The sequence below is a fragment of the Pseudomonas sp. GZD-209 genome (assembly GCF_049310485.1).
Classification (GTDB): domain Bacteria; phylum Pseudomonadota; class Gammaproteobacteria; order Pseudomonadales; family Pseudomonadaceae; genus Aquipseudomonas; species Aquipseudomonas sichuanensis.
The window spans coordinates 22,085-48,348 of sequence record NZ_JBMOWQ010000125.1 but is presented as its reverse complement, the minus strand read 5'-3'; the positions used below and the strand labels follow the sequence as shown (position 1 = coordinate 48,348).

24 protein-coding genes are annotated in these 26,264 nt (G+C 64.3%); 9 read left to right on the top strand and 15 right to left on the bottom strand.

All coding sequences use genetic code 11. The features are described from left to right. Window positions 1–63: 63 nt before the first annotated feature. Entirely contained in the window at window positions 64–588 is a 525-nt protein-coding gene (locus ACO6VM_RS15315; RefSeq protein ID WP_125857569.1) for a DUF962 domain-containing protein, read from the bottom strand. 91 nt (window positions 589–679) lie between these two features. Here ACO6VM_RS15315 and ACO6VM_RS15310 point away from each other — a divergent pair, with 91 nt between their 5' ends. Next, the gene (locus ACO6VM_RS15310) at window positions 680–1,366 is read left to right on the top strand and encodes a Crp/Fnr family transcriptional regulator (RefSeq protein WP_401060679.1); all 687 of its coding nucleotides are present in this window, start codon (window positions 680–682) and stop codon (window positions 1,364–1,366) included. Here ACO6VM_RS15310 and ACO6VM_RS15305 read toward each other — a convergent pair. From ACO6VM_RS15305 to ttgA, 5 genes are all read right to left on the bottom strand, one after another. Next, the gene (locus tag ACO6VM_RS15305) at window positions 1,266–2,249 is read right to left on the bottom strand and encodes a LysR family transcriptional regulator (RefSeq protein ID WP_401060681.1); all 984 of its coding nucleotides are present in this window, start codon (window positions 2,247–2,249) and stop codon (window positions 1,266–1,268) included. The two genes, ACO6VM_RS15310 and ACO6VM_RS15305, sit on opposite strands and share 101 nt — an antisense overlap. Window positions 2,250–2,442: 193 nt before the next feature. Then, a complete protein-coding gene (locus tag ACO6VM_RS15300; protein ID WP_401060683.1) occupies window positions 2,443–3,696 on the bottom strand; it encodes an OprD family porin in 1,254 nt (417 codons plus the stop codon). A 250-nt stretch (window positions 3,697–3,946) separates the two neighbouring features. Next, complete coding sequence (locus tag ACO6VM_RS15295; RefSeq protein WP_390967135.1) at window positions 3,947–5,392, bottom strand: AdeC/AdeK/OprM family multidrug efflux complex outer membrane factor; 1,446 nt, start codon at window positions 5,390–5,392, stop codon at window positions 3,947–3,949. Next, on the bottom strand, window positions 5,389–8,541 hold the full coding sequence (gene ttgB / locus ACO6VM_RS15290; protein ID WP_401060684.1) for a multidrug efflux RND transporter permease subunit TtgB: 3,153 nt from the start codon (window positions 8,539–8,541) through the stop codon (window positions 5,389–5,391). The genes ACO6VM_RS15295 and ttgB overlap by 4 nt, the downstream gene beginning before the upstream one ends. A gap of 3 nt (window positions 8,542–8,544) precedes the next feature. Then, window positions 8,545–9,699 carry a toluene efflux RND transporter periplasmic adaptor subunit TtgA gene (gene ttgA / locus ACO6VM_RS15285; protein ID WP_125857575.1) on the bottom strand — a complete coding sequence of 385 codons (1,155 nt, stop codon included), beginning with the start codon at window positions 9,697–9,699 and terminating at the stop codon, window positions 8,545–8,547. Between the two features lie 255 nt (window positions 9,700–9,954). On the opposite strand from ttgA, the gene ACO6VM_RS15280 reads away from it, so the two are divergent. After that, window positions 9,955–10,587: a TetR family transcriptional regulator gene (locus ACO6VM_RS15280; RefSeq protein WP_258645094.1), complete on the top strand. Its 633-nt coding sequence runs from the start codon at window positions 9,955–9,957 to the stop codon at window positions 10,585–10,587. A gap of 172 nt (window positions 10,588–10,759) precedes the next feature. Here ACO6VM_RS15280 and ACO6VM_RS15275 read toward each other — a convergent pair whose 3' ends face one another. After that, entirely contained in the window at window positions 10,760–12,211 is a 1,452-nt protein-coding gene (locus tag ACO6VM_RS15275; RefSeq protein ID WP_401060687.1) for an MDR family MFS transporter, read from the bottom strand. A gap of 488 nt (window positions 12,212–12,699) precedes the next feature. Here ACO6VM_RS15275 and ACO6VM_RS15270 point away from each other — a divergent pair, with 488 nt between their 5' ends. Then, window positions 12,700–13,569 carry an isocitrate lyase/PEP mutase family protein gene (locus tag ACO6VM_RS15270; protein WP_422403506.1) on the top strand — a complete coding sequence of 290 codons (870 nt, stop codon included), beginning with the start codon at window positions 12,700–12,702 and terminating at the stop codon, window positions 13,567–13,569. A 21-nt stretch (window positions 13,570–13,590) separates the two neighbouring features. Here the strand turns inward: ACO6VM_RS15270 and ACO6VM_RS15265 are convergent, their stop codons facing one another. Beyond that, window positions 13,591–13,764, bottom strand: a complete 174-nt coding sequence (locus ACO6VM_RS15265; protein ID WP_189654521.1) for a hypothetical protein — start codon at window positions 13,762–13,764, stop codon at window positions 13,591–13,593. Between the two features lie 433 nt (window positions 13,765–14,197). Continuing rightward, window positions 14,198–15,109, bottom strand: coding sequence for a LysR family transcriptional regulator (locus ACO6VM_RS15260; protein ID WP_390967139.1), 912 nt, complete (start codon window positions 15,107–15,109; stop codon window positions 14,198–14,200). A 104-nt stretch (window positions 15,110–15,213) separates the two neighbouring features. On the opposite strand from ACO6VM_RS15260, the gene ACO6VM_RS15255 reads away from it, so the two are divergent. Both ACO6VM_RS15255 and ACO6VM_RS15250 read left to right on the top strand, forming a co-directional pair. After that, window positions 15,214–16,089: an MBL fold metallo-hydrolase gene (locus ACO6VM_RS15255; RefSeq protein WP_390967140.1), complete on the top strand. Its 876-nt coding sequence runs from the start codon at window positions 15,214–15,216 to the stop codon at window positions 16,087–16,089. A 28-nt stretch (window positions 16,090–16,117) separates the two neighbouring features. Beyond that, entirely contained in the window at window positions 16,118–16,732 is a 615-nt protein-coding gene (locus tag ACO6VM_RS15250; protein ID WP_110993747.1) for an NAD(P)-dependent oxidoreductase, read from the top strand. Window positions 16,733–16,901: 169 nt separating this feature from the next. On the opposite strand, the gene ACO6VM_RS15245 is transcribed toward ACO6VM_RS15250, so the two are convergent. Beyond that, complete coding sequence (locus tag ACO6VM_RS15245) at window positions 16,902–17,777, bottom strand: LysR substrate-binding domain-containing protein (protein ID WP_422403505.1); 876 nt, start codon at window positions 17,775–17,777, stop codon at window positions 16,902–16,904. Window positions 17,778–17,889: 112 nt separating this feature from the next. Between ACO6VM_RS15245 and ACO6VM_RS15240 the strand changes: the two genes are divergently transcribed. After that, window positions 17,890–19,527: a 5-guanidino-2-oxopentanoate decarboxylase gene (locus tag ACO6VM_RS15240; RefSeq protein ID WP_422403504.1), complete on the top strand. Its 1,638-nt coding sequence runs from the start codon at window positions 17,890–17,892 to the stop codon at window positions 19,525–19,527. A gap of 148 nt (window positions 19,528–19,675) precedes the next feature. Here the strand turns inward: ACO6VM_RS15240 and ACO6VM_RS15235 are convergent, their stop codons facing one another. After that, window positions 19,676–20,596 carry an AraC family transcriptional regulator gene (locus tag ACO6VM_RS15235; RefSeq protein WP_258645101.1) on the bottom strand — a complete coding sequence of 307 codons (921 nt, stop codon included), beginning with the start codon at window positions 20,594–20,596 and terminating at the stop codon, window positions 19,676–19,678. 198 nt (window positions 20,597–20,794) lie between these two features. On the opposite strand from ACO6VM_RS15235, the gene ACO6VM_RS15230 reads away from it, so the two are divergent. Continuing rightward, a complete protein-coding gene (locus ACO6VM_RS15230) occupies window positions 20,795–21,088 on the top strand; it encodes an antibiotic biosynthesis monooxygenase family protein (protein WP_401058900.1) in 294 nt (97 codons plus the stop codon). Window positions 21,089–21,209: 121 nt separating this feature from the next. After that, a complete protein-coding gene (locus ACO6VM_RS15225; protein ID WP_110993798.1) occupies window positions 21,210–21,443 on the top strand; it encodes a hypothetical protein in 234 nt (77 codons plus the stop codon). On the opposite strand, the gene ACO6VM_RS15220 is transcribed toward ACO6VM_RS15225, so the two are convergent. Next, window positions 21,444–22,049: a flavin reductase family protein gene (locus ACO6VM_RS15220; protein WP_401058898.1), complete on the bottom strand. Its 606-nt coding sequence runs from the start codon at window positions 22,047–22,049 to the stop codon at window positions 21,444–21,446. It lies immediately after the preceding gene. Window positions 22,050–22,168: 119 nt separating this feature from the next. Next, window positions 22,169–22,534 (bottom strand): heme utilization protein, encoded by a 366-nt coding sequence (locus ACO6VM_RS15215; protein WP_401058896.1) that lies wholly within the window; start codon window positions 22,532–22,534, stop codon window positions 22,169–22,171. Between the two features lie 340 nt (window positions 22,535–22,874). Here ACO6VM_RS15215 and ACO6VM_RS15210 point away from each other — a divergent pair, with 340 nt between their 5' ends. Continuing rightward, window positions 22,875–23,627 (top strand): hypothetical protein, encoded by a 753-nt coding sequence (locus ACO6VM_RS15210; protein WP_125857585.1) that lies wholly within the window; start codon window positions 22,875–22,877, stop codon window positions 23,625–23,627. A 16-nt stretch (window positions 23,628–23,643) separates the two neighbouring features. Here ACO6VM_RS15210 and ACO6VM_RS15205 read toward each other — a convergent pair whose 3' ends face one another. Both ACO6VM_RS15205 and ACO6VM_RS15200 read right to left on the bottom strand, forming a co-directional pair. Continuing rightward, on the bottom strand, window positions 23,644–24,780 hold the full coding sequence (locus ACO6VM_RS15205; RefSeq protein WP_422403503.1) for a Fic family protein: 1,137 nt from the start codon (window positions 24,778–24,780) through the stop codon (window positions 23,644–23,646). Between the two features lie 124 nt (window positions 24,781–24,904). Beyond that, a complete protein-coding gene (locus ACO6VM_RS15200; protein WP_422403502.1) occupies window positions 24,905–26,224 on the bottom strand; it encodes an MFS transporter in 1,320 nt (439 codons plus the stop codon). Window positions 26,225–26,264 lie beyond the last annotated feature (40 nt).

Here is a 26,264-nt window from a genome sequence, read left to right as displayed (position 1 = left end):
CCGTCGTGGGAAATTCCCTCTCCCCGGCGGGGTATTGGGGGGGTGTTCTTCCCCCGCGATCTACTAGACGGCTGCTTTCTTCTGGCGGATCGCCACCGGCCCGGCATTGGCTTCCACGGCTTTCTTCAGATCGCCACACAATCCGGCCATGAACGCCAGCTCCGCCACCACGAACAACGGGCCGATGATCAGCCCGCTGACATCATCGACAAACGCCGGCTTGCGCCCTTCGTAAGCATGCCCGACAAACTGGATGATCCAGCCCACCACAAACGCCCCCAGCCCGGCGCTCAGCCACAGCCCGGTGGCCTGTACGGCCAGTGCCTGGCCGGCCCACAGGCACAGCCCCAGCAACAGCCCCATAACCAGGCCGAAACGCAGGTCCAGGCGCAGATAGAACCACACCGACCAGGTGGCCAGCAGCAATGCCGGTGACAGCCACAGACCTGCCACGTCCCAGCCGGGCCGCGACAGCAGGATGCTCACCGCCAGCACGATCAACGGAATCCCGACGAAGTGGGTGGTGATATTGCGCGGGTCGCGATGATAGGCGGCGTATTGACTCAGGTGTTCGACGAGGTTTTTCATTGTTGTTCCTCCATCAGGGGTAGGCCCAGCTTGCCCCGTCCATTCGTCGTCGTCTGTCGCCTGGCCGACAGAGTCCGCTTTGCGAGGTGCCATGCACGATCTGCGTACCCAGTTGTTGCACGGGCAATGGTTCCGGCAGTTGCCCACCAAGGTTCAGGATAGCCTGCTGGCCCTGGCCCGAACCCGCGAGCTGGCGCCAGGGCAATGCCTGTTCCAGCGGGGCGATGCGCCGTGCGGGCTGTATGCGGTGCTCGACGGGGCGATGCGGGTGGGGGCGGTGAGCAGCGAGGGCAAGGAGGCGCTGTTGACCTTGGTCGAAGCGCCGTACTGGTTCGGCGAGATCAGCCTGTTCGATGGCCAGCCACGCACCCATGACGCCTTCGCGGAAGGGGCTACACGATTGCTGTGGCTGCCCCAGGCGCCCTTGCTCGAGTGGTTGGCGCGTGAACCGCAGCACTGGCGCGAGTTGGCGCTGCTGATGAGCCACAAGCTGCGCTGGGTATTCGTCGCCCTGGAGCAGCAGAGCCTGCTGGCCGCCGCGCCCCGGGTCGCCCACCGCCTGCTGCAGATCGCCGAGGGCTATGGCGAGCGCGATATCGCCCAGTGGCGCCTGCAACTGTCCCAGGAGCAGCTGGCGCTGATGCTGTCGCTGTCGCGCCAGACCATCAACCAGATCCTCAGGAACCTCGAACAGTCCGGCGTGGTACGCCTGGGCTATGGCGAGGTGGAGATTGTCGATGCGCCGCGGCTGCGGGCAATGGCTCAGCATCCAGGCTGACCAGGGTCTCGATCATCGCCCGCGCTGCCGGCGACAGGCGATAGCCGCTGCGGCTGACCACCCCGCAACGCACGCTCAGCACCTCCAGCCCCGGCGGCAGGTTGCGCCAGTGCAGGCGCACCAGGGTGCCGGCGGCCAGGTCCTCGGCCACCGCTTCTTCGCTGGCGCTGCCGACCGCGTCGCTGGCCAGCACCACGCTGCGCAGCACCGCCAGGTGCTCGGTTTGCAGGTGCGGGGTGAAGTCGTCGCGCCCGCTGAGGTTGGCCAGGCGCTTGCGTACCCCGGGGGCGAGCAGGGCGCAGGCCAAGGGGTAGGCGAACAGGTCGTTGGTCGACAGGCTGTCCTTGGCCAGCAGCGGGTGCCCGGGGCGGCAGAAGAACAGGCCGGGGCGTGGGTTGAGCGGTTCGGTGTGAAAGTTCGGGTCGGCCTCGAACGGGCGGATGTCATCGACGAAGAACTCGATCTGCTCGCGGCGCAGGGCCTGGCCCAGGCGCTCGGCGTTGTCCACCAGCAGTTGCGTGCGGATGCCGGGGTGGCGTTCGATGAACTGCTGCAAGGCCGCGGGCACCAGGCGCACTGCCAGGGCCGGGCCACTGCCGAAGTGCAGTTCGCCGGCGTCGAGCTTGGTCATCTGCGACACCTCGTTGTTCAACTGGGCGGCGCCTTGCACCAGGCGGCGGGCGTGTTGCAGCACCACCTGGCCTTCGGGGGTGGGGGGCAGGGCTTTGTTGCCACGGTCGACCAGGGTGCAGCCGAGGGTCTGCTCGAGGTTCTGGATGGCCCGGCTGAATGCCGGTTGGGTGATGCCCATGGCTTCGGCGGCGCGGACGAAACTGCGGTACTCGGTGAGGGCGATGAAATAGCGCAGTTGGCGGAGGTCCATGCTCGGGCTCTGGTGCGGGGATCAGGGCTCGGTTTTAGCTTTTGTTACATATAACGTCAAAGAATGTTATTTGATTTATATATGCAATTTAGTTCTTTGTTGTTATTGCCGGCCTCTTCGCGGGTAAACCCGCTCCCACAGGTTTCTCACCAATCCTATGGGAGCGGGTTTACCCGCGAAGAGGCCGGACCTGCTAGAGCAGATTCAGCGGGTAGCTCACGATCAACCGGTTCTCATCGAATGCATTGGTGCTGTAGTCCCTGCGCATGGTGGAGTTGCGCCATTTCAGCGACAGGTCCTTGAACGTGCCCGACTGCACCACATAAGCCAGCTCGGTCTCCCGCGCCCATTCCTTGCCGTCGTTCACCGCGCTGGTGTGCACGTTGTCACCCTTGATATAGCGGTTCATCAAGGTCAGCCCAGGGACACCGACGCTGACGAAATTGAAGTCGTGACGCACCTGCCAGGAGCGTTCCTTAGCGTTGTCGAAGCTTGAGTTGTAGCTGTCGTTGGCCAGGGTGCCGCCGCTGGTGCCGTTGACCCGCATCCAGGCGTCGTCGCCACTGACCTTTTGCAGGCCAACGTAGAAGGTATGCCCCTTGTAGCGTGCCGAGAGCAGGGCCGAAGCGGTGCGGTTGTCCAGCTTGCCGGCGCGTTCGCTGCCATCTTCCTTGCCGATGAAGTAACCGAGGTTGGCGCCCAGGGTCCAGTCACCCAATGGCTGGCTGTGCACCAGGTTGAGGTACTGCTGGCGGTAGATGTCTTTGAGTTGCGCATCCCACAGCCCGATCATCGTGCGCTTGTCGTTGAAGGTGTATTCGCCGCCAGCGAAGTTGAAGCGGTCGGAGGTAGCGGCGGCGCGGCCCTGCATGAACATGTCTTCCATGCTCGCGTCGTTGCGCGGGCTGTTGCCACGGAACTGGCCGCCATACAAGGTGAGGCCATCGATCTCTTTGGAGGTGAGCTGGCCGCCACGGAAGGTCTGCGGCAGCGAGCGGCCGTCGTCGGAACGCAGGATCGGCAGCACCGGCATCCATTCGCCGACCTTCAGTTCGGTCTGCGACAGGCGCGCCTTGAACGCTACGCCCAGGCGGCCGAAGTCATCGGCCGGGCGGCCATCGTCGTGCACCGGCAGCAGTTGGGTGCCGGCGGTGCCTTTGCCGCCGTCGAGCTTCTGCGAATACAGGCCCAGCACATCCAGGCCGAAACCGACGGTGCCCTGGGTGAAGCCGGAGCGGGCGTCGAGGATGAAGCTCTGGGTCCATTCCTCGGCCTTGCCCTGGGGGTTGGCCGGGTCGACGAAGTTGCGGTTGATGTAGAAGTTGCGCAGGTTGAGGCTGGCCTTGGCGTCCTCGAAAAAGCCGCTTTCGGCGGCCAGGGCGGGCAGGGCGCAGGACATGGCCAACAGGCCGGGCAGCAGCTGGCGTGCGGGGTGCAAAGTGCTCATCTGTCGTGGATCTCTTGTTTTTATTGGGCGAGCCGGGGCGCTGCGGGTGCGGGCCGCAGGGGACGGGCGTCTTTGTGAGAACTTGTGCAACGTTGCGTGGGCGATGGTGCGGGGGAGGGTGGGGGCGAGGCAATTCGCCGCAAGCGGAATGGGGCGATTATCGAACGTAATGTTGGTTGCCCCGCGATTGGCCGGTTCAGGCAACAAAAAGCCCACCGCGAGGGTGGGCTTGATGCTGTTGCCGGTGTGATCAGCCTTTGGGCGATTGTACCGACGCTTGCTGGTTGGTCTGCTCGTACCAGCCGCCACCGAGGGCCTTGTACAGGTTGACCTCGCTGACCAGCTGCGACAGGCGATCGCCGATCAGCGACTGCTGGGCGCTGAACAGGTTGCGCTGGGCATCGAGGAAGGTCAGGTTGCTGTCGATGCCGATGCGGTAGCGGCGCTCGGCCAGGCGGTAGTAATCCTGGTTGGCGGCCACCAGGTCACGTTGCGCCTGCAACTGCTCTTCGAACGTCTTGCGTGCGGCCAGGCCATCGGCGACTTCCTGGAAGGCGGTCTGGATGGTCTTTTCGTACTTGGCGACGTTGATGTCCTTCTGGATCTTCGAGTAGTCCAGGCTGGCCTTCAGGCTGCCGGCGTTGAAGATCGGCAGGTTGATCTGCGGCTGGAACAGCCAGGTGCCAGAGCCACCCTTGAACAGGCCGCCCATGTCCGGGCTCAGGGTCCCGGCGTTGGCGGTCAGGCTGATGCTCGGGAAGAACGCAGCGCGGGCGGCGCCGATGTTGGCGTTGGCGGCCTTGAGCAGGTGCTCGGCCTCCTGGATGTCCGGGCGGCGTTGCAGCAGGTCGGACGGCAGGCCCGCCGGCACTTCGGCCAGCTGGTCGGCGTTGAGCTCCAGCGGCTTGGGCAGGCTGGCCGGCACGCCGGTACCCACCAGCACGGTCAGGCTGTTGAGGTCCTGGGCGACCAGGCGCTGGTACTGCGCGTACTTGACCCGGGCGCCTTCCACGGCGGTGCGTGCCTGGCTGACGTCGAGCGCCGATGCCACACCCACCTCGTTGCTGCGGCGGGTGAGGTTGTAGCTCTCTTCGTAGGTCTTCAGGGTTTCCTGGGTCAGCTTGAGCAGCGCCTGGTCGGCCTGCCAGGTGTAATAGGCGTTGGCCACGCTGGCCACCAGGCTGATCTGCGTGGAGCGGCGCGCCTGTTCGCTGGACAGGTAGGTTTCCAGGGCCTGCTGGCTCAGGCTGCGCACGCGGCCGAACAGGTCCAGCTCGTAGGCACTGACGCCGATCGTTGCCGAGTACTGGCTGGTGATGTCTGCCTCACCGGTTTGCGACACGTTCCCCGGTACCCGCTGACGGCTGCCGCTGCCATTGGCAGAAACAGCCGGGTACAGGTCGGCACGGGCGATGCGGTACTGGGCGCGGTAGGCATCGATGTTCAACGCTGCCACGCGCAGATCGCGGTTGTTTTCCAGCGAGCTCTGGATCAGCTGCTGCAGCGCCGGGTCGTGGAAGAACTGGCGCCAGCCCTGTTCGGCCGCGGCGACGTTGGCGGTTTCGGTCGGCGAGTACGCAGGGCCTTGCGGCCACTGCGCGGCGACCGGCGCTTCCGGCGTCTGGTAATCAGGGATCAGCGAGCAGCCGCCGAGAATGAAGGCGGTAACCGCCAGGGACAGCAAAGACTTGGTCATTGCCCAGCCTCATAACGTGGAGTTTCAGGGGTGGCGTCGGTTTTCGGCTCTTTACTGCCGAACAGCGACGACACTGCTACGAAGAACAGCGGTACCCAGAAGATGGCCAGCACGGTCGCACTGATCATGCCGCCGATCACCCCGGTGCCGATGGCATGCTGGCTGCCGGCGCCCGCGCCACTGGCGATGGTCAACGGTACCACGCCGAGGATGAACGCCAGGGAGGTCATGATGATAGGGCGCAGACGCATGCGGCACGCCTCGATGGCGGCGTCGTACAGGCTGCGGCCCTGCTCGTGCAGTTCCTTGGCGAATTCGACGATCAGGATCGCGTTCTTGGCCGCCAGGCCGATGGTGGTCAACAGGCCGACCAGGAAGTACACGTCGTTGGACAGCCCGCGCATGCTGGTGGCGATCAGCGCACCGATGATGCCCAGGGGTACTACCAGGACCACGGCGATCGGGATCGACCAGCTTTCGTACAGCGCTGCCAGGCAGAGGAACACGAACAGGACCGAGAGGGCGAACAGCGCCGGCATTTGCGAGCCGGAGAGTTTTTCCTCGTAGGACATGCCGGTCCAGGAGTAGCCGATACCGGCTGGCAGTTCGCCGGCGATGCGCTCGACTTCGGCCATGGCTTCACCGGTGGAGTAGCCCGGGGCCGGGGCACCGAGGATCTCGACCGCTTCAACGCCGTTGTAGCGCGACAGTTTCGGCGAGCCGTAGGCCCATTCGCCCTTGGCGAACGAGGAGAACGGCACCATCTCGCCGGCGCCATTGCGCACGTACCATTTCTGCAGGTCTTCCGGGCTCATCCGCGCGTTGGGCGCGCCCTGGATGTAGACCTTCTTGACCCGGCCACGGTCGATGAAGTCGTTGACGTAGTTGCCGCCGAGGGCGATCGACAGGGTGCTGTTGATGTCGGCGATGGTCACGCCCAGGGCGCTGGCACGTTCGTCATCAATGGTCAGCTGGTACTGCGGTTCGTCGTTCAGGCCGTTCGGGCGCACAGCGCTGAGGATCTTGCTCTGCGCGGCCTTGGCCAGGAACTGGTTGCGCGCTTCCATCAGCTTGGCGTGGCCGACACCGGCGCGGTCCTGCAGGAACACGTCGAAGCCGGTGGCGTTACCCAGCTCCAGCACCGCAGGCGGGGCGAAGGCGAACACCATCGCGTCACGGAAGCTGAAGAAGTGCTGCTGGGCGCGTTGCGACAGCTTGAACACGCTGTTCTCGGCCGAACGTTCGCCCCACGGCTTGAGCATGATGAAGGCCATGCCCGAGCTCTGGCCGCGGCCGGCGAAGTTGAAGCCGTTCACGGTGAACACCGAAGCCACGGTGTCGGCTTCTTCCTTGAGCAGGTATTCGCGCATCTGGTCGACCACCACCTGGGTGCGCTCGGCACTGGAGCCGGCCGGGGTCTGCACCTGGGCGAACAGCACGCCCTGGTCTTCCTCGGGCAGGAACGCGGTGGGGATGCGGGCGAACAGCCAGATCATGCCGACCACGATCAGCGCGTAGGCCAGCAGGAACGGCACCTTGTTGCGCAGGATGGTGCCGACGCTGCGCTCGTAGCCGACCACGCTGCGGTCGAAGTTGCGGTTGAACCAGCCGAAGAAGCCGCGCTTGGCCACATGGTGCTCGCCCTTCTTCAGCGGCTTGAGCATGGTGGCGCACAGGGCCGGGGTGAAGATCAGCGCAACCAGTACCGACAGGCCCATGGCCGAGACGATGGTGATCGAGAACTGACGGTAGATCACACCGGTGGAGCCGCCGAAGAAGGCCATGGGCAGCAATACCGCCGACAGCACCAGGGCAATACCCACCAGCGCGCCCTGGATCTGCTCCATCGAGCGCTTGGTCGCCTCCTTGGGCGGCAAGCCCTCCTCGGACATGACCCGTTCGACGTTCTCCACCACGACGATGGCATCGTCCACCAGCAAGCCGATGGCCAACACCATGGCGAACATGGTCAGGGTGTTGATGCTGAAGCCGGCCGCCGCGAGGATGCCGAAGGTACCCAGCAACACCACGGGTACGGTCATGGTGGTGATGATGGTGGCGCGGAAGTTCTGCAGGAACAGGTACATCACCAGGAACACCAGGACCACGGCTTCGATCAGGGTGTGGATAACCCCGCTGATCGATTCGGTGACCACCGGGGTGGTGTCATACGGGAACACGGCCTTCACCCCAGGCGGGAAGAAGGGCTCCAGGTCGCTGATGGTCTTGCGCAGTGCCTTGGCGGTATCCAGGGCGTTGGCGCCGGTGGCCAGTTTCACGGCAAGGCCGGAGGCGGGCTTGCCGTTGAACTGGGCGCTGACGGCGTAGTTCTCGCCGCCCAGACCGACTTGTGCGACGTCTCTCAGGCGTACCTGGGAGCCGTCGCTGTTGACCTTGAGCAGGATCTTTTCGAACTGCTCGGCGGTCTGCAGGCGGGTCTTGCCGATGATGGTGGCGTTGAGCTGGGTGCCTGGCAGGGCCGGCAGGCCGCCGAGCTGGCCGGACGACACCTGCACGTTCTGCGCGGCAACCGCGGTGCGCACGTCGACCGGGGTCAGCTGGAACTTGTTGAGCTTGGCCGGATCGAGCCAGATACGCATGGCGTACTGTGCACCGAACACCTGGAAGTCACCCACGCCGGCGGTCCGCGAGATCGGGTCCTGCATGTTGGAGACGATGTAGTTGGCCAGGTCGTCCTTGGTCATGCCGCCGTCTTCGGACACCAGGCCGATCACCAGCAGGAAGTTCTTCACAGCCTTGGTGACGCGGATACCTTGCTGCTGCACTTCCTGCGGCAGCAGCGGGGTGGCCAGGTTGAGCTTGTTCTGCACCTGCACCTGCGCGGTGTCGGCGTTGGTGCCCTGCTCGAAGGTGGCAGTAATGGTCATGCTGCCGTCGGAGTTACTTTCCGACGACACATAACGCAGGTTGTCGATACCGTTGAGCTGCTGCTCGATCACCTGCACCACGGTGTCCTGCACCGTCTGCGCCGAGGCGCCCGGGTAGGTCACGGCGATGGCGATGGCCGGCGGCGCGATGCTCGGGTACTGGTTGATCGGCAGCTTCAGGATCGACAAGGCGCCGACCAGCATGATCACCAGGGCGATCACCCAGGCGAAGATCGGGCGATCGATAAAGAACTTCGACATGGTTTACTCCGCTTTGGCGTCTGCTTTCGCCGCGTTGGCCTGATCGGGGCCGGCCGGCTTCTTGACGTTGGTGGCTTCGCTGACCTTGACCTCGACGCCTGGGCGTACGTATTGCAGGCCTTCGGTAATCAGGCGGTCACCCGGGTTCAGGCCTTCCTCGATCAGCCAGTCGCTGCCCAGGGTACGGCTGGCCTTGAGCTGGCGCAGTTCGACCTTGTTTTCCTGGTTGACCACCAGTGCGGTCGGCGCGCCCTTGAGGTCGCGGGTCACGCCCTGTTGCGGGACCAGGATGGCGTTGGCATTGACCCCGGCCTTGAGGCGGGCGTGCACGAACATGCCCGGCAGCAGGGTGTGGTCGGGGTTGGGGAAGATCGCGCGCAGGGTCACGGAACCAGTGGTTTCGTCGACCGCGACCTCCGAGAACTCCAGACGGCCTTGTTGCTTGAACAGGCTGCCGTCTTCGAGCACCAGCTGCACTTGCGCTGCGTTGTCACCGGCCTTCTGCAACTGGCCGCTTTCCAGGTCACGGCGCAGCTTGAGCAGCTCGGCGGTGGACTGGGTGACGTCGACGTAGACCGGGTCGAGTTGCTGGATGGTGGCCATGGCGTTGGTCTGGCCATTGCTCACCAGCGCGCCTTCGGTGACCGAGGAACGGCCGACGCGACCGCTGATCGGTGCCAGTACCTTGGTGTAGCGCAGGTCGATCTGGGCGCTCTTGAGCGCCGCTTCTGCCTGCAATCGTTTGGCATTGGCGTCGTCGTATTCCTGCTTGGAGACGGCCTGCTCGTCGATCAGCTGCTTGTAGCGTTCGGCCAGCGAGCGGGTAGCCTGCAGGTTGGCCTGGGCGTTGGCCAGGTTGGCCTCGTAGACGGCGGGGTCGATCTGGTAGAGCTGCTGCCCTTCCTTGACGTCGCTGCCTTCCTTGAACAGGCGCTTGAGGATGATGCCATTGACCTGCGGGCGGACTTCGGCGATGCGATAGGCCGTGGTGCGCCCCGGCAGTTCCGAGGTCAGGGTGAAGGATTGGGGTTGAACGGTGACGACGCCGACCAGAGGAGCCTGCGGCGCAGGCGCGGCTTCTTCTTTCTTACAGCCACTGAGCAGGGTTGCCAGGGCCACGGCGGAAACCAGGGCGGTTACGGCTGGCTTGAATTGCATGAGGATCCTCGGGTCGCTGGAGCAAGGGAGCTCAAGAATAGTGGAAGTGTCTTGTCAGAAAAACGCTATCCGGTGGATTAATAGCTTGCTACCGAATATACTTACATTCATGCTTGTTTGTAAATACCGCCGGTGGATTGCATACCCCCCACCGTGAACCGCTCAATTACCCCGGGAACGGCCCCTGAAGAGGCGACCCCGGCCTGATTCCCGCCCGCCAGAAGTGCGTGCGGGGCCTGAAGAGGTTGTGTTGCCATGGTCCGTCGAACCAAAGAAGAAGCCCAGGAAACCCGCGCCCAGATCATCGAGGCGGCGGAAAAGGCCTTCTACAAGCGCGGGGTTGCGCGAACCACACTGGCCGATATCGCTGAGCTCGCGGGGGTGACCCGTGGCGCGATCTACTGGCATTTCAGCAACAAGGCCGACCTGGTCCAGGCGCTGCTCGACTGCCTGCACGAAACCCACGACCACCTGGCCCGGGCCAGTGAGAGCGAGGATGAACTCGACCCGCTGGGTTGCATGCGCAAATTGTTACTGCAAGTGTTCAACCAGCTGGTGCTGGATGCCCGAACCCGGCGTATCAATGAAATCCTGCACCACAAGTGCGAGTTCACCGATGACATGTGTGAGATTCGCCAGCAACGCCAGAGCGCGGTACTCGACTGCCATGTAGGCATCGCCCTGACCCTGACCAATGCCGTGCGGCGTGGGCAATTGCCTGCCGACCTCGATTGCGACCGTGCTGCGGTGGCGATGTTTGCCTACGTTGATGGCCTGATCGGGCGCTGGTTGCTGCTGCCGGACAGTTTCGACCTGCTGCGCGATGCCGAAAAGTGGGTGGACACCGGGCTGGATATGCTGCGCTTGAGCCCAAGCCTGCGCAAATGACACTTTGTGAAGGATTGTGAGGGAGTGTCTCTCTCATTGAGTTAAGGGCGGATTAATACTCATCGCCTCGGTGCATGCGAATCGTGGGAGCGGGCTTGCCCCGCGATTGCAATGGCAACTTCAAGTTCGCGATCGCGGGACAAGTCGCATCGGCGCACCGCCGCTCCCACGATCAGCGCCCGCGCAGTTGCCGATCTGGCAACGCCAGCGCCGCCAGCAACCCAAGCAGCGAAGCCCCGGCGCTGGCCAGCAACAGATTCCTGAACGTTTCCAGCAACCGCGCCTGGGTCTGCGGATCCGCCTCACCTGCCTTGAGGCTGCCCAGCAGGGGATTGCCCAGCAGCTCGAAACCGCCCTGTTGCAAAAACGCCAGCAGCAGGCTGGACATGCACGCCACCCCCATGGCCCCACCCAGCGAGCGGAACAGGTTGGTGGTGCTGGTGGCCACGCCGATGTCCTTCGCCTCCACTGCACTCTGGGTACCCACCAGCGAAGTGGGGAACTGCAACCCGCAGGCGATCCCGGTCAGCAGCATGAACAGCGCGCTGAGCCAACCCGATTGCGGTGGTGTCAGGGCCATGGCGGCGATGGCAACCGGCATCAGCAGCGCGCCGGTCAGGATCTGTGGCTTGAAACGCCCGGTGCGGCTGGTCATGCGCCCACCGGTGAACGCGCCGATAGGCAGCCCCATGGCCAGCGGCAGCAGGTGCAGTGCGGCGCTGTCAGCGCCGGCCCCGGTGATGCCCTGGTAACGCAGGGGCATGAGCATGGTCAGCGATATCGACTGGAAGCTGGCGAAGAAGATCACGCACCAGCACAGCACCGCGACCCGGTTGCCGAACAGGCTCATCGGCAGCAGTGGCTCCCGGCAACGTCGCTCGTGGGTGACGAACACCAGCAGCCCGAGCAGCGCGCAGCCCAGCAGCAACAGTACCGGCGTCGACTGCCAGGCATGCCCCTGGCCGACCAGGGTGATACCCAGCAGCAAGCTGCCCAGGCCAATGATCATCAACACCGCGCCCAGGTAGTCCACCTGCACCTCGCGGCGTTTCACCGACAACCCGTCGAGGGCACGGTGGATCGCCCACAGCGCCACCAGCCCCAGCGGCAGGTTGATCCAGAACACCCAGCGCCACGACAGGTACTCGGTCAGCCAGCCGCCCAGCACCGGCCCGGCGACACTGGCCAGGGCGTACATGCTGCTGAAATAGCCTTGATAGCGGCCACGTTCGCGCGGTGGCACGAAGTCGCCGATGATCGCCTGGCTTACCGATACCATGCCGCCTGCTCCGATGCCCTGCAGCACCCGCGCCAGCACCAGCTGCGGCATGTCCTGGGCCAGGCCGCAGGCGATCGAGGCGAGGGTGAACAGCGCGGTGCCGGTGAGGATCATGCGCCGCCGGCCATACAGGTCGCCGAGCTTGCCGTAGATCGGCACGGCGATGGTCATGGCCACCATGTAGCCGGAGATGACCCAGGCCAGCAGGCCGACATCGTTGAACTGGGCGGAAATCGCCGGCAGCGACACGGCGACGATGGTCTGGTCGAGGGCACCGAGGAAGATCGCCAGCATCAGGGCGGTCAGTACGCTGCGCAGAACGGTAGGGGGCAGGGCGGCGGTCACAAGGGCACCTTGTTGTCATTGCCGGTGACGTGGGCGCTGGTTCGTGGGAGCGGCGCTGCGCCGATGCGACTTGCCCCGCGATGTCGTCGCAAAGGCAATCGCCATCGCGGGGCAAGCCCGCTCCCACAAAACCCGCGTCCAACATCTGGAGCTGAGAGCTGAGGAAGGAAAGATTGTAACCTGAGTTGAGTAGCTTCCTATGTACTCTGTGCATCCCCTATGCAAGATCGGCATTGGCGCATTCATCCAGTGCTGCATGGCTGCGTGATATCGTGCAAAGGCCGCAGAGGCTGAAATCCGGGGCTTGCACCAGCATGGTGCAGCGTTTTGCCGCAGGGTTTCGCGTTGCTGTATTTCCACACCTTTTATTCCTCTGCCTGCATGACGAGCATGACCGCACCGATGGCGACGGTTGGATCAGTCAGGTAGACCCGATACAGGGGTCGGTTGTCAGCCGTTCAACATTTCTTATTACAAGCGGAGTGATCATGCCCAAGGCTTCCCACCACGATCTGCGTTTTGCCTTCCGCGAACTGCTCGCTTCAGGTTCGTGCTATCACACCGCTTCGGTCTTCGACCCCATGTCTGCGCGCATCGCCGCCGACCTTGGCTTTGAAGTCGGCATTCTCGGCGGCTCGGTTGCCTCGTTGCAGGTACTGGCCGCGCCGGACTTTGCCCTGATCACCCTCAGCGAGTTCGTCGAGCAGGCCACCCGTATCGGCCGCGTTGCCCAGCTGCCGGTGCTCGCCGATGCCGACCATGGCTACGGCAACGCCCTCAACGTCATGCGCACGGTGATCGAACTGGAGCGTGCCGGGGTTGCTGCCCTGACCATCGAGGATACCTTGCTGCCAGCCCAGTTCGGCCGCAAGTCCACTGACCTGATCCCGGTGGAAGAGGGCGTCGGCAAGATCCGCGCTGCCCTGGAAGCCCGCGTCGATTCGGCCATGGCGATCATCGCCCGGACCAACGCCGGGGTGCTGAGCACCGAAGAAATCATCGTGCGCACCCAGAGCTACCAGAAGGCCGGTGCCGATGGCATCTGCATGGTGGGGGTGAAGGACTTCGAGCAACTGGAGCAGATCGCCCAGCACCTGAGCGTGCCGCTGATGCTGGTCACCTACGGCAACCCGAACCTGCGTGACGACGAGCGCCTGGCGCGCCTGGGCGTGCGCATCGTGGTCGACGGCCACGCGGCCTACTTCGCCGCGATCAAGGCCACCTACGACTGCCTGCGCCTGCAGCGTGGCCAGCAGCACAAGTCGGACAGCCTCAACGCCACCGAGCTCTCGCACACCTACACCCAGCCGGAGGATTACATCCGTTGGGCCAAGGAATACATGAGCGTCGAGGAGTGACCGGCGCGCGGCGCCGTCGCTTTATCTGACGGCACTCAAGGTTGCGGTGTGGGGCACGCAGTGTTCCTGCGCGCAACTGGCTGCGGTGTTGGGTTGGCTGCGCAGCAGCTCGACCCGCCAACAGGCCGAACCGTAGAGCCCCACGACGGCGGCCAAGGCAAAGACCAGCGCGCAACGCCTGGACTTGATACTCATGGTGCTTACCTCCTGTTGTTGTAACAGGTGATAACGGTAAGCATAGGCCCGGCTTGGATATCTGCACTGGCCTCATTGCCGGTGGGACTGCGTGCTGGCGGGGTGAACCGTTCACGATTTGCAGCGCCTATGAGATCGAGCGCCGCCCGCGCGGCGCTTCGCGGGTAAACCCGCTCCCACAGTTTGTTTCGGGCCAGTCTCTCCTGTGCCATTGCCTGGTCCGCCTTGTTTGCTCGGCACAATTTCAGCGTGGGCGCCTAGGCTGCCTCACAGGGCTCAAGACATACACCAAAGCGGGCAGCGGTACTTTCACAGGACTCATTGGCCCAAAACAAACTGTGGGAGCGGGTTTACCCGCGAAGCGCCGCGCGGGCGGCGCTCGATCTGATAGGCGCTGCAAGGCTATCGCCCTACACCTGGCACCCACCCACCCCTAAAGCCCCAACCCCCGATCCCACTCCGGCTCATCCCCAAACCGCTCCACCAAAAAATCCAGCATGCTGCGCAAGGTCGCCGGCATGTGCTTGCGCGACGTGTACACCGCGTTCAGGTTCAGCTCCCGTGGCCGTGCCTCGGGCAACAGGCGCACCAGTTCGCCGCTGCGCAGCGCACTGGCCGCCTGGTAGGTGGGCAGCATGGCGATACCGGCGCTGGCCAGCGCGGCCTTCTGCAGGGTCATGGCCTCGTTGGCGCTGATATTGCCCTGTACCGGCACGGCGACACTCTGCCCGCCCACCTCGAAATGCCACAGGCTATGGCCGAAATAGGCATGGGTCAGGCAGTTGTGCTCGCTCAGTTCCTCCACCCGCGCGGGTGTTCCGTGCTCGCGCAGGTACGCGGGGCTGGCGCAGACCACCGAGCGGCACACGCTCAGGCGCCGGGCAATCAGGTTGGGGTCGACGTCGTTGCTGGTGCGGATCGCCAGGTCGATGCGTTCGTCCACCAGGTTGACGGTGCGATCGAGCATCTGCAGCTCCACCTTCACCCCGGGGTAGCGCTTGACGTAGGCCGCCAGCGCATCCACCAGCTGAGCCTGGCCGAACGAGGTGCTGACGCTGATGCGCAGTTCGCCACGGGGGGCATCATCGGGCTGGCGCACGGCGTGTTGCAGGTCGCCGGCCAGCTCCAGCAGTTGCCGGCAGCGCGGCAATGTCTCCTGCCCGGCGGCGGTCAGGCTGAGCTTGCGCGTGGTGCGCTGCATCAGCCGGGCGCCGACCCAGTCCTCCAGCTCCGCCAGGTAGCGCGACACCACTGGCCGGGACAGCTCCAGATGATCCGCCGCTGCCGACTGGCTGCCCAGGTCGACGACGGTGACGAAGACGCGCATGGCGTTCAGACGGTCCATGATTTGCCCGATTTCAGAAATGAACTATGTCGCAGCATCGCATTTTTTGTATTGAATCGGGCAACTAAGCTGTGTTCCATCGACTCACTCATCAGGAAGCACTCATGTCACTGTTCACGCCCCTGCGCGGCCTGCTGCTGGCCTGCGTCACCCTCGCTGGCCAGGCCATGGCTGGCGAACCGCTCAAGCTCGACGTCTACAACCCTGGCCACGACGCCATCTTCCCGGTCAGCTCGGTGATCGTCAGTGGCGAACACGACGCAATCCTGGTCGATGCGCAATTCGGCAAGGGCCAGGCCGAGCAGGTGGTGGAGCGCCTGCGCAAGAGCGGCAAGCAGCTGACCACCATCTATATCAGCCACGGTGACCCGGACTACTACTTCGGCCTGGACACGCTCACCCAGGCGTTCCCCAAGGCCCGAGTGGTCGCCTCGGCCGCCACCGTTGCCCATATCCGCAACACCATGGACGCCAAGCTCGCCTACTGGGGCCCGCAAATGGGCGCCGACAAACCGGCCAAGCTGGTCGTGCCGCAAGTGCTCGACGGCAATCAGCTGAAGCTCGAAGGCCAGGCGCTGGAAGTCGTCGGCCTGGACGGCCCGCAGCCGGACCGCAGCTTTGTCTGGATCCCGTCGATCAAGGCCGTGGTGGGTGGTGTGGTGGTGTCCGAGCACATCCATGTGTGGATGGCCGACACCCAGACCGCGCAATCCCACGCCGACTGGCTGGGTACCCTGGCCAGGATCGAGCAGTTGGCGCCGCGCACCGTGGTCCCTGGGCACTACCTGGGCGACAGCAGCCGTTCGCTGGAGGCCGTGCGCTTCACCGCCAACTACATTCGTGACTTCGATACCGAAACCGCCAAGGCCGGCAACGCCGACGCACTGATCGCGGCGATGAAAAAGCGCTACCCGAACCTGGCCGACGAAAGCTCCCTGGAACTGGGAGCCAAGGTCGCCAAGGGCGAGATGAAGTGGTAATCCCATTCAACCTGTTGGAGTGTTTCCCATGAGCAAGATCGCAATCATCGGCGCCACCGGGCGTGCCGGCAGCCAACTGCTGGAAGAGGCCCTGCGCCGTGGCCACAGCGTGGTCGCCATCGCCCGTGATCCATCGAAGCTGCAAGGCCGGGAAGGCGTGACCGTCAAGGCGCTGGACGCCAAGGACAGCGCCGCCCTGCAGGCGGCGGTCAGCGGCTGCGACGCCGTGCTGAGCGCCGCGCATTTCTCCACCCTTGAACCCCAGGCCGTCATCGAGCCGGTCAAGCGCGCCGGCGTGAAGCGCCTGCTGGTGGTGGGCGGTGCCGGCAGCCTGCTGTTGCCGTCCGGGCAGCGGGTGATCGACAGCCCGGATTTCCCCGAGGCCTACAAGGCTGAGGCCAATGGCGGCGTGCGTTTCCTCGATGCGTTGCGCCAGGAGCCGGCGCTGGACTGGACCTTCCTGTCGCCGTCGGCGGAGTTCGTCGAGGGGGAGCGCAGCGGGCACTACAAACTGGGCAAGGATCACCTGTTGATCGGTGCCGAGGGCAAGAGCTGGATCACCTTCGCCGACTATGCGATCGCGATGATCGATGAGCTGGAGAAGCCGGCGCACTCGAAGGCGCGGTTCACCGTCGGTTACTGAGTCGCCTGCATTGGCCCTATCGCCGGCAAGCCGGCTCCCACAGGTACAGTGCCGGCCTTGAGAGACACACGATCCATGTGGGAGCTGCGGTTCGCCGCTGCGACTTGCCAGCGATGAGGCCAGAGCAAGCAACACAAGGCTCAGCGGGGCGCAACGCGCCCCTGGTGTTCTAGTGCCTGGCACGCTCCTGCAGCCACTCCATCAATTCGACCAACCCCGCCGCCATGGTCTTCGACGGGCTCACCAGGTAATACCCTTTCCCGGTCGTCACCTTCAGCCCGAACGGCATGCACAACCGCCCGCTGCGCAGGTCATCGCCGATCAGCGCCCAATCGCCGATGGCGATCCCCGTACCCTGCGAAGCCATGGCCATCGCCATGTCCAGCGTCTCGAAATGCTGCTTCGGCCCTTGCGGCTCGAACCCGGCTCCCGCCGCCTGCAACCACAGCCGCCAGTCATGTTCATCCCGCGAGGGGTGCAGCAGCATGTGCCGCGTCAGGTCCTGCAACTGCTGCAGCGGCAATGGCCCGTTCAGCAGCGAGGGCGCACAGACCGGCGTGAGTTGTTCATCGAACAGTTTGCGCACCTGCAGCCCATGGTTCGGCACGGCGCCATACACCACGGCCGCATCGAAACCTTCATGGCGGAAGTCCACCCCGTGCTGCACCGTGGTGGTCAGCTCCACCGGCACGTCCGGGCGCAAGGCCTGCCACTCCATCAGGCGTGGCAACAGCCAGCGCATCACGCAGGTTGGCGCCTTGAGCTGCAACGTGCTGCTGCGCCCGCCGACCTCGCGCACGCCTTGCTCGACCAGGGCGAAGATCTGTTGCACCCGCGGCAGCCAGTCCTGCCCTTCGCGGGTCAGTGCCAGGCCACGCGCCTGGCGCTGGAACAACGGGTAGCCCAGGTGCTCCTCGAGCCCGGCGATCTGTCGGCTGACCGCACCTTGGGTGATATGCAACTGCTGCGCGGCGCGGGTGAAATTGCAGTGCTGGGCGGTAACCAGGAAGGTATGCAGGGCGGGCAGGGGCGGTAGGCGTTTCATCGTGGTTAGCCATGATGTGAAGTCATGGCTAGTATGTGTTTTTTTGCATTGTGGCGGTAGCCGCGGATTGGTTCCATGAACACCGATTTCAACAATATTCGGGTATTCGATCATGGCAACCTGCGGCGAAGTGTTGGTCAAACTCCTCGAAGACTATGGCGTTGACCATGTCTTCGGTATTCCCGGCGTGCATACCGTGGAGCTGTACCGTGGCCTGGCGGCGTCGTCCATCCGCCACATCACCCCGCGCCACGAGCAAGGTGCCGGGTTCATGGCCGACGGCTACTCGCGTACACGCGGCAAACCGGGGGTGTGCTTCATCATCACCGGCCCAGGCATGACCAATATCACCACCGCCATGGGCCAGGCCTATGCCGACTCGATCCCGATGCTGGTGATTTCCAGCGTGCAGTCGCGCAGCCAGCTCGGCGGCGGGCGCGGCAAGTTGCATGAGCTGCCCAACCAGTCCGCCCTGGTCGCGGGCGTGGCAGCCTTCTCGCAAACGCTGATGAGCGCCGATGACCTGCCCCAGGTGTTGGCCCGGGCCTTTGCCGTGTTCGATGGCGCGCGGCCACGCCCGGTGCATATCGAGATTCCGTTGGACGTGCTGGTCGAGCCCGCCGATCACCTGCTGGCGGCACGCCCCGTGCGCACCAGCCGCGCGGGCGCTGCGCCCCAGGCGGTGCGGCAGATGGCCGAGCGCCTGGCCAAGGCGCGTCGGCCACTGATTCTCGCCGGGGGCGGTGCGTTGGCCGCTGGCGCGGCGCTGGCCCGTCTGGCCGAGCACTTGCAGGCGCCAGTGGCGCTGACCATCAATGCCAAGGGGCTGCTGCCGGCGAGCCACCCATTGCAGATCGGGTCGACCCAGACGCTGCCGGCTACCCGCGCACTGGTCGCCGAGGCCGATGTGGTGCTGGCCATCGGCACCGAGCTGGCCGAGACCGATTACGACGTGACGTTCAAGGGCGGCTTCGAGATCCCCGGCAGCCTGCTGCGCATCGATATCGACCCGGACCAGACGGTGCGTAACTACCTGCCCGAGCTGGCGCTGGTGGCCGATGCCGAGCAGGCCGCCGAGGCGCTGCTTGCTGCCCTGCAAGCGCAACCGCAGCCTCTTCGCGACAGCGAGTGGGGCGCCGCGCGTGCCGCGCGTCTGCGCCAGGACAATGCGGCGACCTGGGACCCAGTGACCCTGAGCCAGACGCGCCTGCTGACCGGCATCCTGGAAACCTTGCCCAATGCCATCCTGGTCGGCGATTCGACCCAGCCGGTATACACCGGCAACCTGACCCTGGACATGGCTCAGCCACGCCGCTGGTTCAATGCGTCGACTGGCTACGGCACGCTCGGCTATGCCTTGCCTGCCGCCATGGGCGCCTGGCTGGGCAGCGCCGAAGTGCCCGCCCGGCGAGCACCGGCGGTGTGCCTGATCGGTGACGGCGGCCTGCAGTTCACCCTGCCGGAACTGGCCAGCGCGGTGGAAGCGCAGGTGCCGCTGATCGTGCTGCTGTGGAACAACCAGGGGTATGAGGAAATCAAGAAGTACATGGTCAACCGGGATATCGAGCCCGTGGGCGTGGATATCCACACCCCTGACTTCGTCGGTGTGGCGCGGGCGTTGGGGGCCGAGGCCGAGAACGTGGGTGATGTCGCGCAGCTGCAGGCGGCGCTGGGGCGGGCGGTGGAGCGCCGGGGGCCGACGCTGATCCAGGTGGATCAGGGGCAGTGGCAGGCTGCAGTGGTGGGATAAGCCGTTGTGATCCATCGCGGGGGGGGGGGGGGGGAATAGGGCGTAATAGAAGCGAGAGAGGGGAGGGAGCGGGGCCGTGCCACCCCCCTCCCCCCAGACGGCACCCGCCCAGTGTTGTGGGATCGGGCTTGCCCCGCGATGGATTCACTTAGCCAGCGCTGGCACGCAACCGCGCCACATCTCTGATCGGCGGCGCGCCATACAGCCTGCTGTATTCACGGCTGAACTGCGACGGGCTCTCATACCCCACCCGATACCCCGCCACCGCCGCCTCCAGCCCGTCATTGAGCATCAGCCGCCGCGCCTCTTGCAGGCGCAACTGCTTCTGGTACTGCAACGGGCTCATCGAAGTCACTGCCTTGAAGCGGTGGTGCAGGGTCGAGGTGCTGAGGTTCACTTCGCGTGCCAGGTCTTCGATGCGCAGCGGTTGCTGGTAATGCTGGTTGAGCCAGCTGATTGCCTGGCACACCCGGTGGGTCTGGCTGTTGGACAGGGCGATCTCGTACAGGCGGTGGCCCTGCGGACCGCGCAGCAGGCGGTAGAGAATCTCGCGGCGGATCAGCGGTGCGAGGATCGGGATATCGCGCGGCGTATCCAGCAGGCGGATCAGGCGCAGCAGGGCATCCAGCAGCTGCGGGTCGCTTTTTTCAACGAACAGGCCGCGGCCGGAAGGCAGGTTGGGCACCACCATCGGGCTGCTTTCGGCGATCAGCTGGCTGATCTGCGCCGGGTCGATGTCCAGCCGCAGGCCCAGGGCCGGGTGTTCCGGGCTGGCTTTGAGCAGCGCGCCGCTGATCGGCAGGGTCACCGACACCACCATGTAGTTCAGTGGGTCGTAGGCATAGTGCTCATCGCCCAGGATCAGGGTCTTGCTGCCCTGGGCCAACACGCACAAGGCCGGCTGGGCCAGGGCGGGCATGCCGCGAATATCCTCGCGGTAGCAGGTGAGGTAGAGGTCTTCGATGGGCGAGGCCGGGCCATAGGGTTCACCGGCATGGCGCAGGATCAGCCCGGCCAGCTCCTGGCGCTGCTGTTCCAGGGAGGGTTCGAGGGGCGGGGGAGTGGTCATGGCGGGTTTCCTCTGCTGACCGACGCAGCATAGGTTTGGGCAATGCCGGGCGCTAGTCGGATGCTGCAGATCGATTGCCTGATCCTGCAGCGCTGCAGGATCAGGCAATCGGCCGGCAGTAATGGCCTAACGTCGCGCGAGGGGCGGCCCCTAACCTTGGCAGCCTGTTTCTCGCCCCTGGCTTCAAGGAGATCGTTCATGACCCCTCAGCAACCGGTCACTCATTTGGCGTTCATCCGCGCCAGCAACGGTCGTTCCGCGGAACTCGGCGTACGCCTGCGCGACTTGCTCGAGCCTACGCGGCGCGCGCCGGGTTGCCTGGCGTTCAGTGTGCAACGCTCGCAAGTCGATGCCGACCTGTGGCTGCTCAGCGGCAGTTGGTGCGACCAGCAGGCGATGAGTGGTTATTTCGCTTCGCCGACGCTGAACGTGTTCGGTGAGCTGGTGCAGGCGCAAGTGGTCAGCAGCCTGGACCTGCATACCTTTGCCTGATCTTGCGGCCCTGTCGCCGGCAAGGCCGCATGTGGGAGCCGGCTTGCCGGCGATGGGGCCGGAACAGGCAACCCTGTCAGGTGTACAATGCCGCCCCACGATCACACAGGCGCAGAGCAGCATGGCACGTAAAGAATTCCCTCACTTCGAAGCAGTTTCGGCGATGGTCCCGGTGGAAGGCGGCGGCTACAACGCGGCGATTGCCGTGAAGGCCCTGAACATGGGCGGTGCGCCGCGCTTCCACAAGGTCCTCGAGGGCCAGGTGTTCACCTCCGCCATCGCCGCCGACGCGGCTGCCTGCGCCGAACTCGAACGCCTGCAGGGCGTGGGTGAGGAAGGCGAGCTGATCTTCTGATCAGACCTGCGGGCGGCTCATCTTGAACAGCTCGCCCAATGCGAAGTAGTCCGCCGGGCCGCCGCCACGCAGGATCGGTTCGGCGGCGGCGGTGTCGTAGATGCCGTCCTTGAGCAGGTGTTCGGCAATGTGCACGGCCACCACTTCGCCAAGGATCAGCCAGCTGGGCACCACTTCCTGGTCGGCCCGCTTGAGCTGGACGATCTGGCTCACCTTGCATTCGAAACTCACCGGGCTCTCGCCCACCCGTGGCACCTTGACCACCTTCGAGGCAGTTGGCGTAAGGCCGCTGAGGACGAACTCGTCGACCTCCGCCGCCACGGCGGCGCAGCTCTGGTTCATTTGTTCGGCCAATGGCCGGGTGGCCAGGTTCCAGACGAATTCGCCGGTCTGCTCGATGTTGTTCAGGCTGTCTTTGCGCCCGACGCTGCAGAAACCGATGATCGGCGGGATGTAGTTGAAGGCGTTGAAGAAACTGTAGGGCGCCAGGTTCAGGCGGCCTTCGCGGTCGTGGCTGGAGATCCAGCCGATGGGCCGGGGGCCGACGATGGCGTTGAACGGGTCGTGGGGCAGGCCGTGGCCTTTGGCGGGTTCGTAGTAGTACATCTGCGCTAGGCCGCGAGGCCCTTCCTGGTTGGGAACGAGGCGCCTAGTGTGCCAAGGCTTTGCCTGGCTGGAAATGATCAAGCCCGGCCTAAGCCGGGCTGGTTGCACGCTGTCAGTGATCAGCTGAAGCGGTGAGCGTTGGTGCGGTCGAAGCCATTTTCGGCGAAGCGTTGGCCATTGGTGCGGTCGAAACCGTCTTCGGCGAAGCGTTGGCCGTTGGTGCGGTCGAAGCCGTCTTCGGCAAAGCGTTGGCCGTTGGTGCGGTCGAAACCGTCTTCGGCGAAGCGTTGGCCGTTGGTGCGGTCGAAGCCATCTTCAGCGAAGCGTTGGCCACCGGTGCGATCAGAACCATCTTCTGCGTAGCTGTTCGACTGGCTCTGGACGGCGGCGAAGGTGTGGGCACTGGTACGGTCGAAACCGTCTTCGGCGAAAGCGCCAGTGGTCAGAACCGAGAGGGTCAGGGCGAGGATCAGTTTGTTTTTCATGGTCGTTGCTCCGGTGGATCAGTGGGTTGTTTGTTTCTATGGGTTCAATGCTACGCCGATTAAATTGATTAAAAAGCGCAAAAAACAACGCTTAATAATCGATTAAATCGATTGCTTTGGGCGTGGCTGTCCCTCGCCGAAAGCAGTACCTGGCCTTGTCAGGCCATGCGATCGATGGGGCTTTTTCAGTTGGCCCAGCATGGCGGATGGGAATTAATGCCGAATTAACAGCTCACGAGCATTCGTCGCACGTGGCCAACGCTTTTTTCATACAACTCCAACCGTTTTTTCAGACAGCGCTCTTCACCATCGCCGCACTTAAACCTGGAGCGGCACAACGATGAACAAACTCCCGCAAATCACCCTGGCCTTCTGGGTCATGAAGATCTGCGCTACCACACTCGGCGAGACGGCGGGCGACCTGCTGTCCATGACCCTGAACATCGGTTACGCGATGAGCTCGCTGCTGCTGATCAGCGTGTTTCTGCTGACCCTGGTTACCCAGCTCTACTCGCGCCGCTACAACCCGATGCTCTATTGGCTGGTGATCCTCTCCACCAGCACTGCCGGCACCACCATGTCCGACTTCATGGACCGCACCCTGGGGCTGGGTTATGCAACAGGCTCGGCGTTGCTGATCGGCATCCTGCTGCTGACCTTCGCGGTGTGGCGTCTGAGCGGCAACCCGCTGGATGTCACCCGTATCAAGAACCGTAGCGGCGAGCTGTTCTACTGGGTGGCGATTCTGTTCTCCAACACCCTCGGCACGGCGCTGGGCGACTACCTGGCCGACGATTCGGGGTTGGGCTTCGCCGGCGGTGCGCTGCTGATCGGTTCGGCAATCGCCGTGGTGGCGGCTGCCCGCTACTGGACGAAAATCTCCGGCGTGGTGCTGTTCTGGATCGCCTTCGTGCTCACTCGCCCATTCGGTGCGACCTTGGGCGACGTGCTGACCAAGACCCACGAGAAGGGCGGCCTGGACTTCGGTACCGTGGGTTCGTCGATGGTGCTGGGCGGGGTGCTGCTGGTACTGGTGCTGGCGGCCACCTACTACCAGCGTCGTGAGCCGTTGCCGGTGCTGGAGCGCTCCTGAGCCTGGGCTGACTGGCTCAGATGCCTTGCGTTTTGACGGTATAGCGGGTGCTGCGCCCACCACCCGGCAGGCGAGTCAGGCAGCCATTGTCCAGCAGATCGGCCAGATGGCGTGTGGCGGTGGCCTTGGAAACCTTGGCCACTGCCTGGTACTGGCTGGCGCTGATGCCTTCTTCGAAACCGCTGGGGCCGCCATCGAGCAGACGGTTGAGCACTTTGATCTGCTCCGGCGACAGGCCGTCACCCCGATGCACCTGCCAGAAGCGGGCCTTGATCAGCACCCGGTCGATGCGCAGCAGTGCCTGTTCCAGGCTTCGCAGTAGCGTGACGAGAAACCAGTGCAGCCATTCGGTAATGTTCAGGCTGCCTTTCTGGCAGCGTTCCAGCACGGCGTAGTAGCCAGCTCGATCGTCCAGGATGCTGGCAGACATGGCGTAGAAACGAATGGCTTGCTGTTCGCCTTGCGCCAAGGCCAGGTCGGTCAGTGCCCGGGTAAGGCGGCCGTTGCCGTCGGCGAACGGGTGCAGGGTAACGAACCAGAAGTGGGCTATGCCTGCTCGCAGCAGCGGGTCGAGCTGGTGTTCATTGCGGCTGGTTTCGAACCAGTCGAGAAATGCCTGCAACTGCGCTTCCAGGCCCGCGCGAGGCGGCGCTTGGAAATGTACCCTGGGTTTGTCGATGCGCCCGGATATCACCTGCATGGGGGCCTCATCGCGTAGTTCGCCCACGGGCAGGGCAGGGGTGAGCCCGCCAGCGTTATCGGGGAACAACCACCGGTGCCAGGTGAACAGCCGCTGTGGGTCGAGCGGGCGGTCGTAACCTGCGGTGGCGTCGAGCATCAGTTCGGCCAGGCCTTCGCTACGGGCGCTGGTCGGCCCGGGCTTATCAATGCCCAGGCGCCGCGCCAGGGAAGAACGTACAGACTCGACATTGAGATGTTCACCTTCGATGGCCGATGAAGTGACGATGTTCTGCAGCAAGGTATCGAGGATGTCGCTGCTGGCTTCCATCGCAGTGACGGCACCGGCTCTGCCCAGCAGTTGCCCCTGCGTTTCGACGCAGTGGCGCAGCAGTGTCGTGAGCTGTTGATTGTCCCAGCGAAAGGCTGGCCAGTCCGGCTGCTGCCAGATCCAGAGAGGCGTTGTGGTGTCCATGAGCCGAATAATAGCGTTATTCGGCTCATTTTGTGAGCCGAATAACGCTATTATTCGGCTCACAGCCAATAAAAAGGGGCGCCCCGTCAGCCGGAGCGCCCCTTGTTCATTGCAGTGCAGCCAATCAGTCAGTGGTGATCCGCGAATGCTGTTTGGTGTCTTTCATGGTCGCGTATACCAGCAGCGAGCAGGCGATGCAGCCGGTGACGTACCAGTAGAAGCCGGTTTCCATGCCGTTGCTCTTGAACCACAGGGCCACGTACTCGGCAGTGCCGCCGAAGATCGATACGGTCAGCGCGTATGGCAGGCCGACGCCCAAGGCGCGGATTTCGGTGGGGAACAGCTCGGCTTTGACCACGGCGTTGATCGAGGTGTAGCCGCTGACGATGATCAGCGCGGCCATGATCAGGAAGAACGCGCCCCACCAGCTCTGCACGGTGTGCAGGGTGCTGAGGATCGGTACGGTGAACAGGGTGCCGAGCACGCCGAAGGCGATCAGGATCGGGCGCCGGCCGATCTTGTCGGACAGCCCGCCGATGATCGGCTGCAGGCACATGAACAGGAACAGCGTGGCCGCCGAGATGGTGGTCGAGTCGCTGATGCTCATGCCCACGGTGTTGACCAGGTACTTCTGCATGTAGGTGGTGTAGGTGTAGAAGGCCAGGGTGCCGCCCATGGTCAGGCCGACCACGGTCATCAGCTCTTTGGGATGGCGCATCAGGGTGCGCATCAGGCTCTCTTTGGACTTCTCTTTCTTGGTGAAGGAGGCGGTCTCTTCCATGCCACGGCGCAGGTACAGGGCAACCACCGCGCACAGCGCGCCGATCACGAAGGGTACGCGCCAGCCCCAGGCATACAGCTGCTCGGTGGTGAGGGTCTGCTGCAGGATGATCAGCACCGCCAGGGCGATGAGCTGGCCGGAAATCAGGGTCACGTACTGGAAGCTGGAGAAGAAGCCACGGCGTTCCTTGCTGGCCATCTCGCTCAGGTAGGTGGCCGAGGTGCCGTATTCACCGCCCACCGACAGGCCTTGCATCAGGCGCGCGACCACCAGCAGGACCGGTGCGGCAACGCCGATGGTCTCGTAGCCGGGGGTGAGGGCAATGACCAGGGAGCCGGCGCACATCAGCAGCACCGAAGCCATCAGCGCGGCCTTGCGGCCCTTGCGGTCGGCGTAGATGCCCATCAGCCAGCCACCGATCGGGCGCATCAGGAAGCCCACGGCGAAGATCGCAGCGGTATTGAGCAGTTGTGCGGTGGTGTCGCCGGCGGGGAAGAACGCTTTGGCGAAGTACAGCGAGAACGCGGCGTAGACGTACCAGTCGTACCATTCGACCATGTTGCCGATGGAGCCACTGAAGATCGATTTGAGGCGGCTGGCGGTGGTTTTTTCCGCGGCGGGCGCGGCGGCCGCCCCGCTGGGCAGGGTGCTGGCGTTATCCATCAGGGATACCTTCTCGTTGTTTTTGTGGAGCGCGCTCGGG

What these genes read in the sequence shown, in the direction of transcription:
- ACO6VM_RS15315 (WP_125857569.1), bottom strand. Translation starts at nt 588, where the DNA reads ATGAAAAACCTCGTCGAACACCTGAGTCAATACGCCGCCTATCATCGC.
- ACO6VM_RS15310 (WP_401060679.1), top strand. Translation starts at nt 680, where the DNA reads ATGCACGATCTGCGTACCCAGTTGTTGCACGGGCAATGGTTCCGGCAG.
- ACO6VM_RS15305 (WP_401060681.1), bottom strand. Translation starts at nt 2,249, where the DNA reads ATGGACCTCCGCCAACTGCGCTATTTCATCGCCCTCACCGAGTACCGC.
- ACO6VM_RS15300 (WP_401060683.1), bottom strand. Translation starts at nt 3,696, where the DNA reads ATGAGCACTTTGCACCCCGCACGCCAGCTGCTGCCCGGCCTGTTGGCC.
- ACO6VM_RS15295 (WP_390967135.1), bottom strand. Translation starts at nt 5,392, where the DNA reads ATGACCAAGTCTTTGCTGTCCCTGGCGGTTACCGCCTTCATTCTCGGC.
- ttgB (WP_401060684.1), bottom strand. Translation starts at nt 8,541, where the DNA reads ATGTCGAAGTTCTTTATCGATCGCCCGATCTTCGCCTGGGTGATCGCC.
- ttgA (WP_125857575.1), bottom strand. Translation starts at nt 9,699, where the DNA reads ATGCAATTCAAGCCAGCCGTAACCGCCCTGGTTTCCGCCGTGGCCCTG.
- ACO6VM_RS15280 (WP_258645094.1), top strand. Translation starts at nt 9,955, where the DNA reads ATGGTCCGTCGAACCAAAGAAGAAGCCCAGGAAACCCGCGCCCAGATC.
- ACO6VM_RS15270 (WP_422403506.1), top strand. Translation starts at nt 12,700, where the DNA reads ATGCCCAAGGCTTCCCACCACGATCTGCGTTTTGCCTTCCGCGAACTG.
- ACO6VM_RS15265 (WP_189654521.1), bottom strand. Translation starts at nt 13,764, where the DNA reads ATGAGTATCAAGTCCAGGCGTTGCGCGCTGGTCTTTGCCTTGGCCGCC.
- ACO6VM_RS15260 (WP_390967139.1), bottom strand. Translation starts at nt 15,109, where the DNA reads ATGGACCGTCTGAACGCCATGCGCGTCTTCGTCACCGTCGTCGACCTG.
- ACO6VM_RS15255 (WP_390967140.1), top strand. Translation starts at nt 15,214, where the DNA reads ATGTCACTGTTCACGCCCCTGCGCGGCCTGCTGCTGGCCTGCGTCACC.
- ACO6VM_RS15250 (WP_110993747.1), top strand. Translation starts at nt 16,118, where the DNA reads ATGAGCAAGATCGCAATCATCGGCGCCACCGGGCGTGCCGGCAGCCAA.
- ACO6VM_RS15245 (WP_422403505.1), bottom strand. Translation starts at nt 17,777, where the DNA reads ATGAAACGCCTACCGCCCCTGCCCGCCCTGCATACCTTCCTGGTTACC.
- ACO6VM_RS15240 (WP_422403504.1), top strand. Translation starts at nt 17,890, where the DNA reads ATGGCAACCTGCGGCGAAGTGTTGGTCAAACTCCTCGAAGACTATGGC.
- ACO6VM_RS15235 (WP_258645101.1), bottom strand. Translation starts at nt 20,596, where the DNA reads ATGACCACTCCCCCGCCCCTCGAACCCTCCCTGGAACAGCAGCGCCAG.
- ACO6VM_RS15230 (WP_401058900.1), top strand. Translation starts at nt 20,795, where the DNA reads ATGACCCCTCAGCAACCGGTCACTCATTTGGCGTTCATCCGCGCCAGC.
- ACO6VM_RS15225 (WP_110993798.1), top strand. Translation starts at nt 21,210, where the DNA reads ATGGCACGTAAAGAATTCCCTCACTTCGAAGCAGTTTCGGCGATGGTC.
- ACO6VM_RS15220 (WP_401058898.1), bottom strand. Translation starts at nt 22,049, where the DNA reads ATGTACTACTACGAACCCGCCAAAGGCCACGGCCTGCCCCACGACCCG.
- ACO6VM_RS15215 (WP_401058896.1), bottom strand. Translation starts at nt 22,534, where the DNA reads ATGAAAAACAAACTGATCCTCGCCCTGACCCTCTCGGTTCTGACCACT.
- ACO6VM_RS15210 (WP_125857585.1), top strand. Translation starts at nt 22,875, where the DNA reads ATGAACAAACTCCCGCAAATCACCCTGGCCTTCTGGGTCATGAAGATC.
- ACO6VM_RS15205 (WP_422403503.1), bottom strand. Translation starts at nt 24,780, where the DNA reads ATGGACACCACAACGCCTCTCTGGATCTGGCAGCAGCCGGACTGGCCA.
- ACO6VM_RS15200 (WP_422403502.1), bottom strand. Translation starts at nt 26,224, where the DNA reads ATGGATAACGCCAGCACCCTGCCCAGCGGGGCGGCCGCCGCGCCCGCC.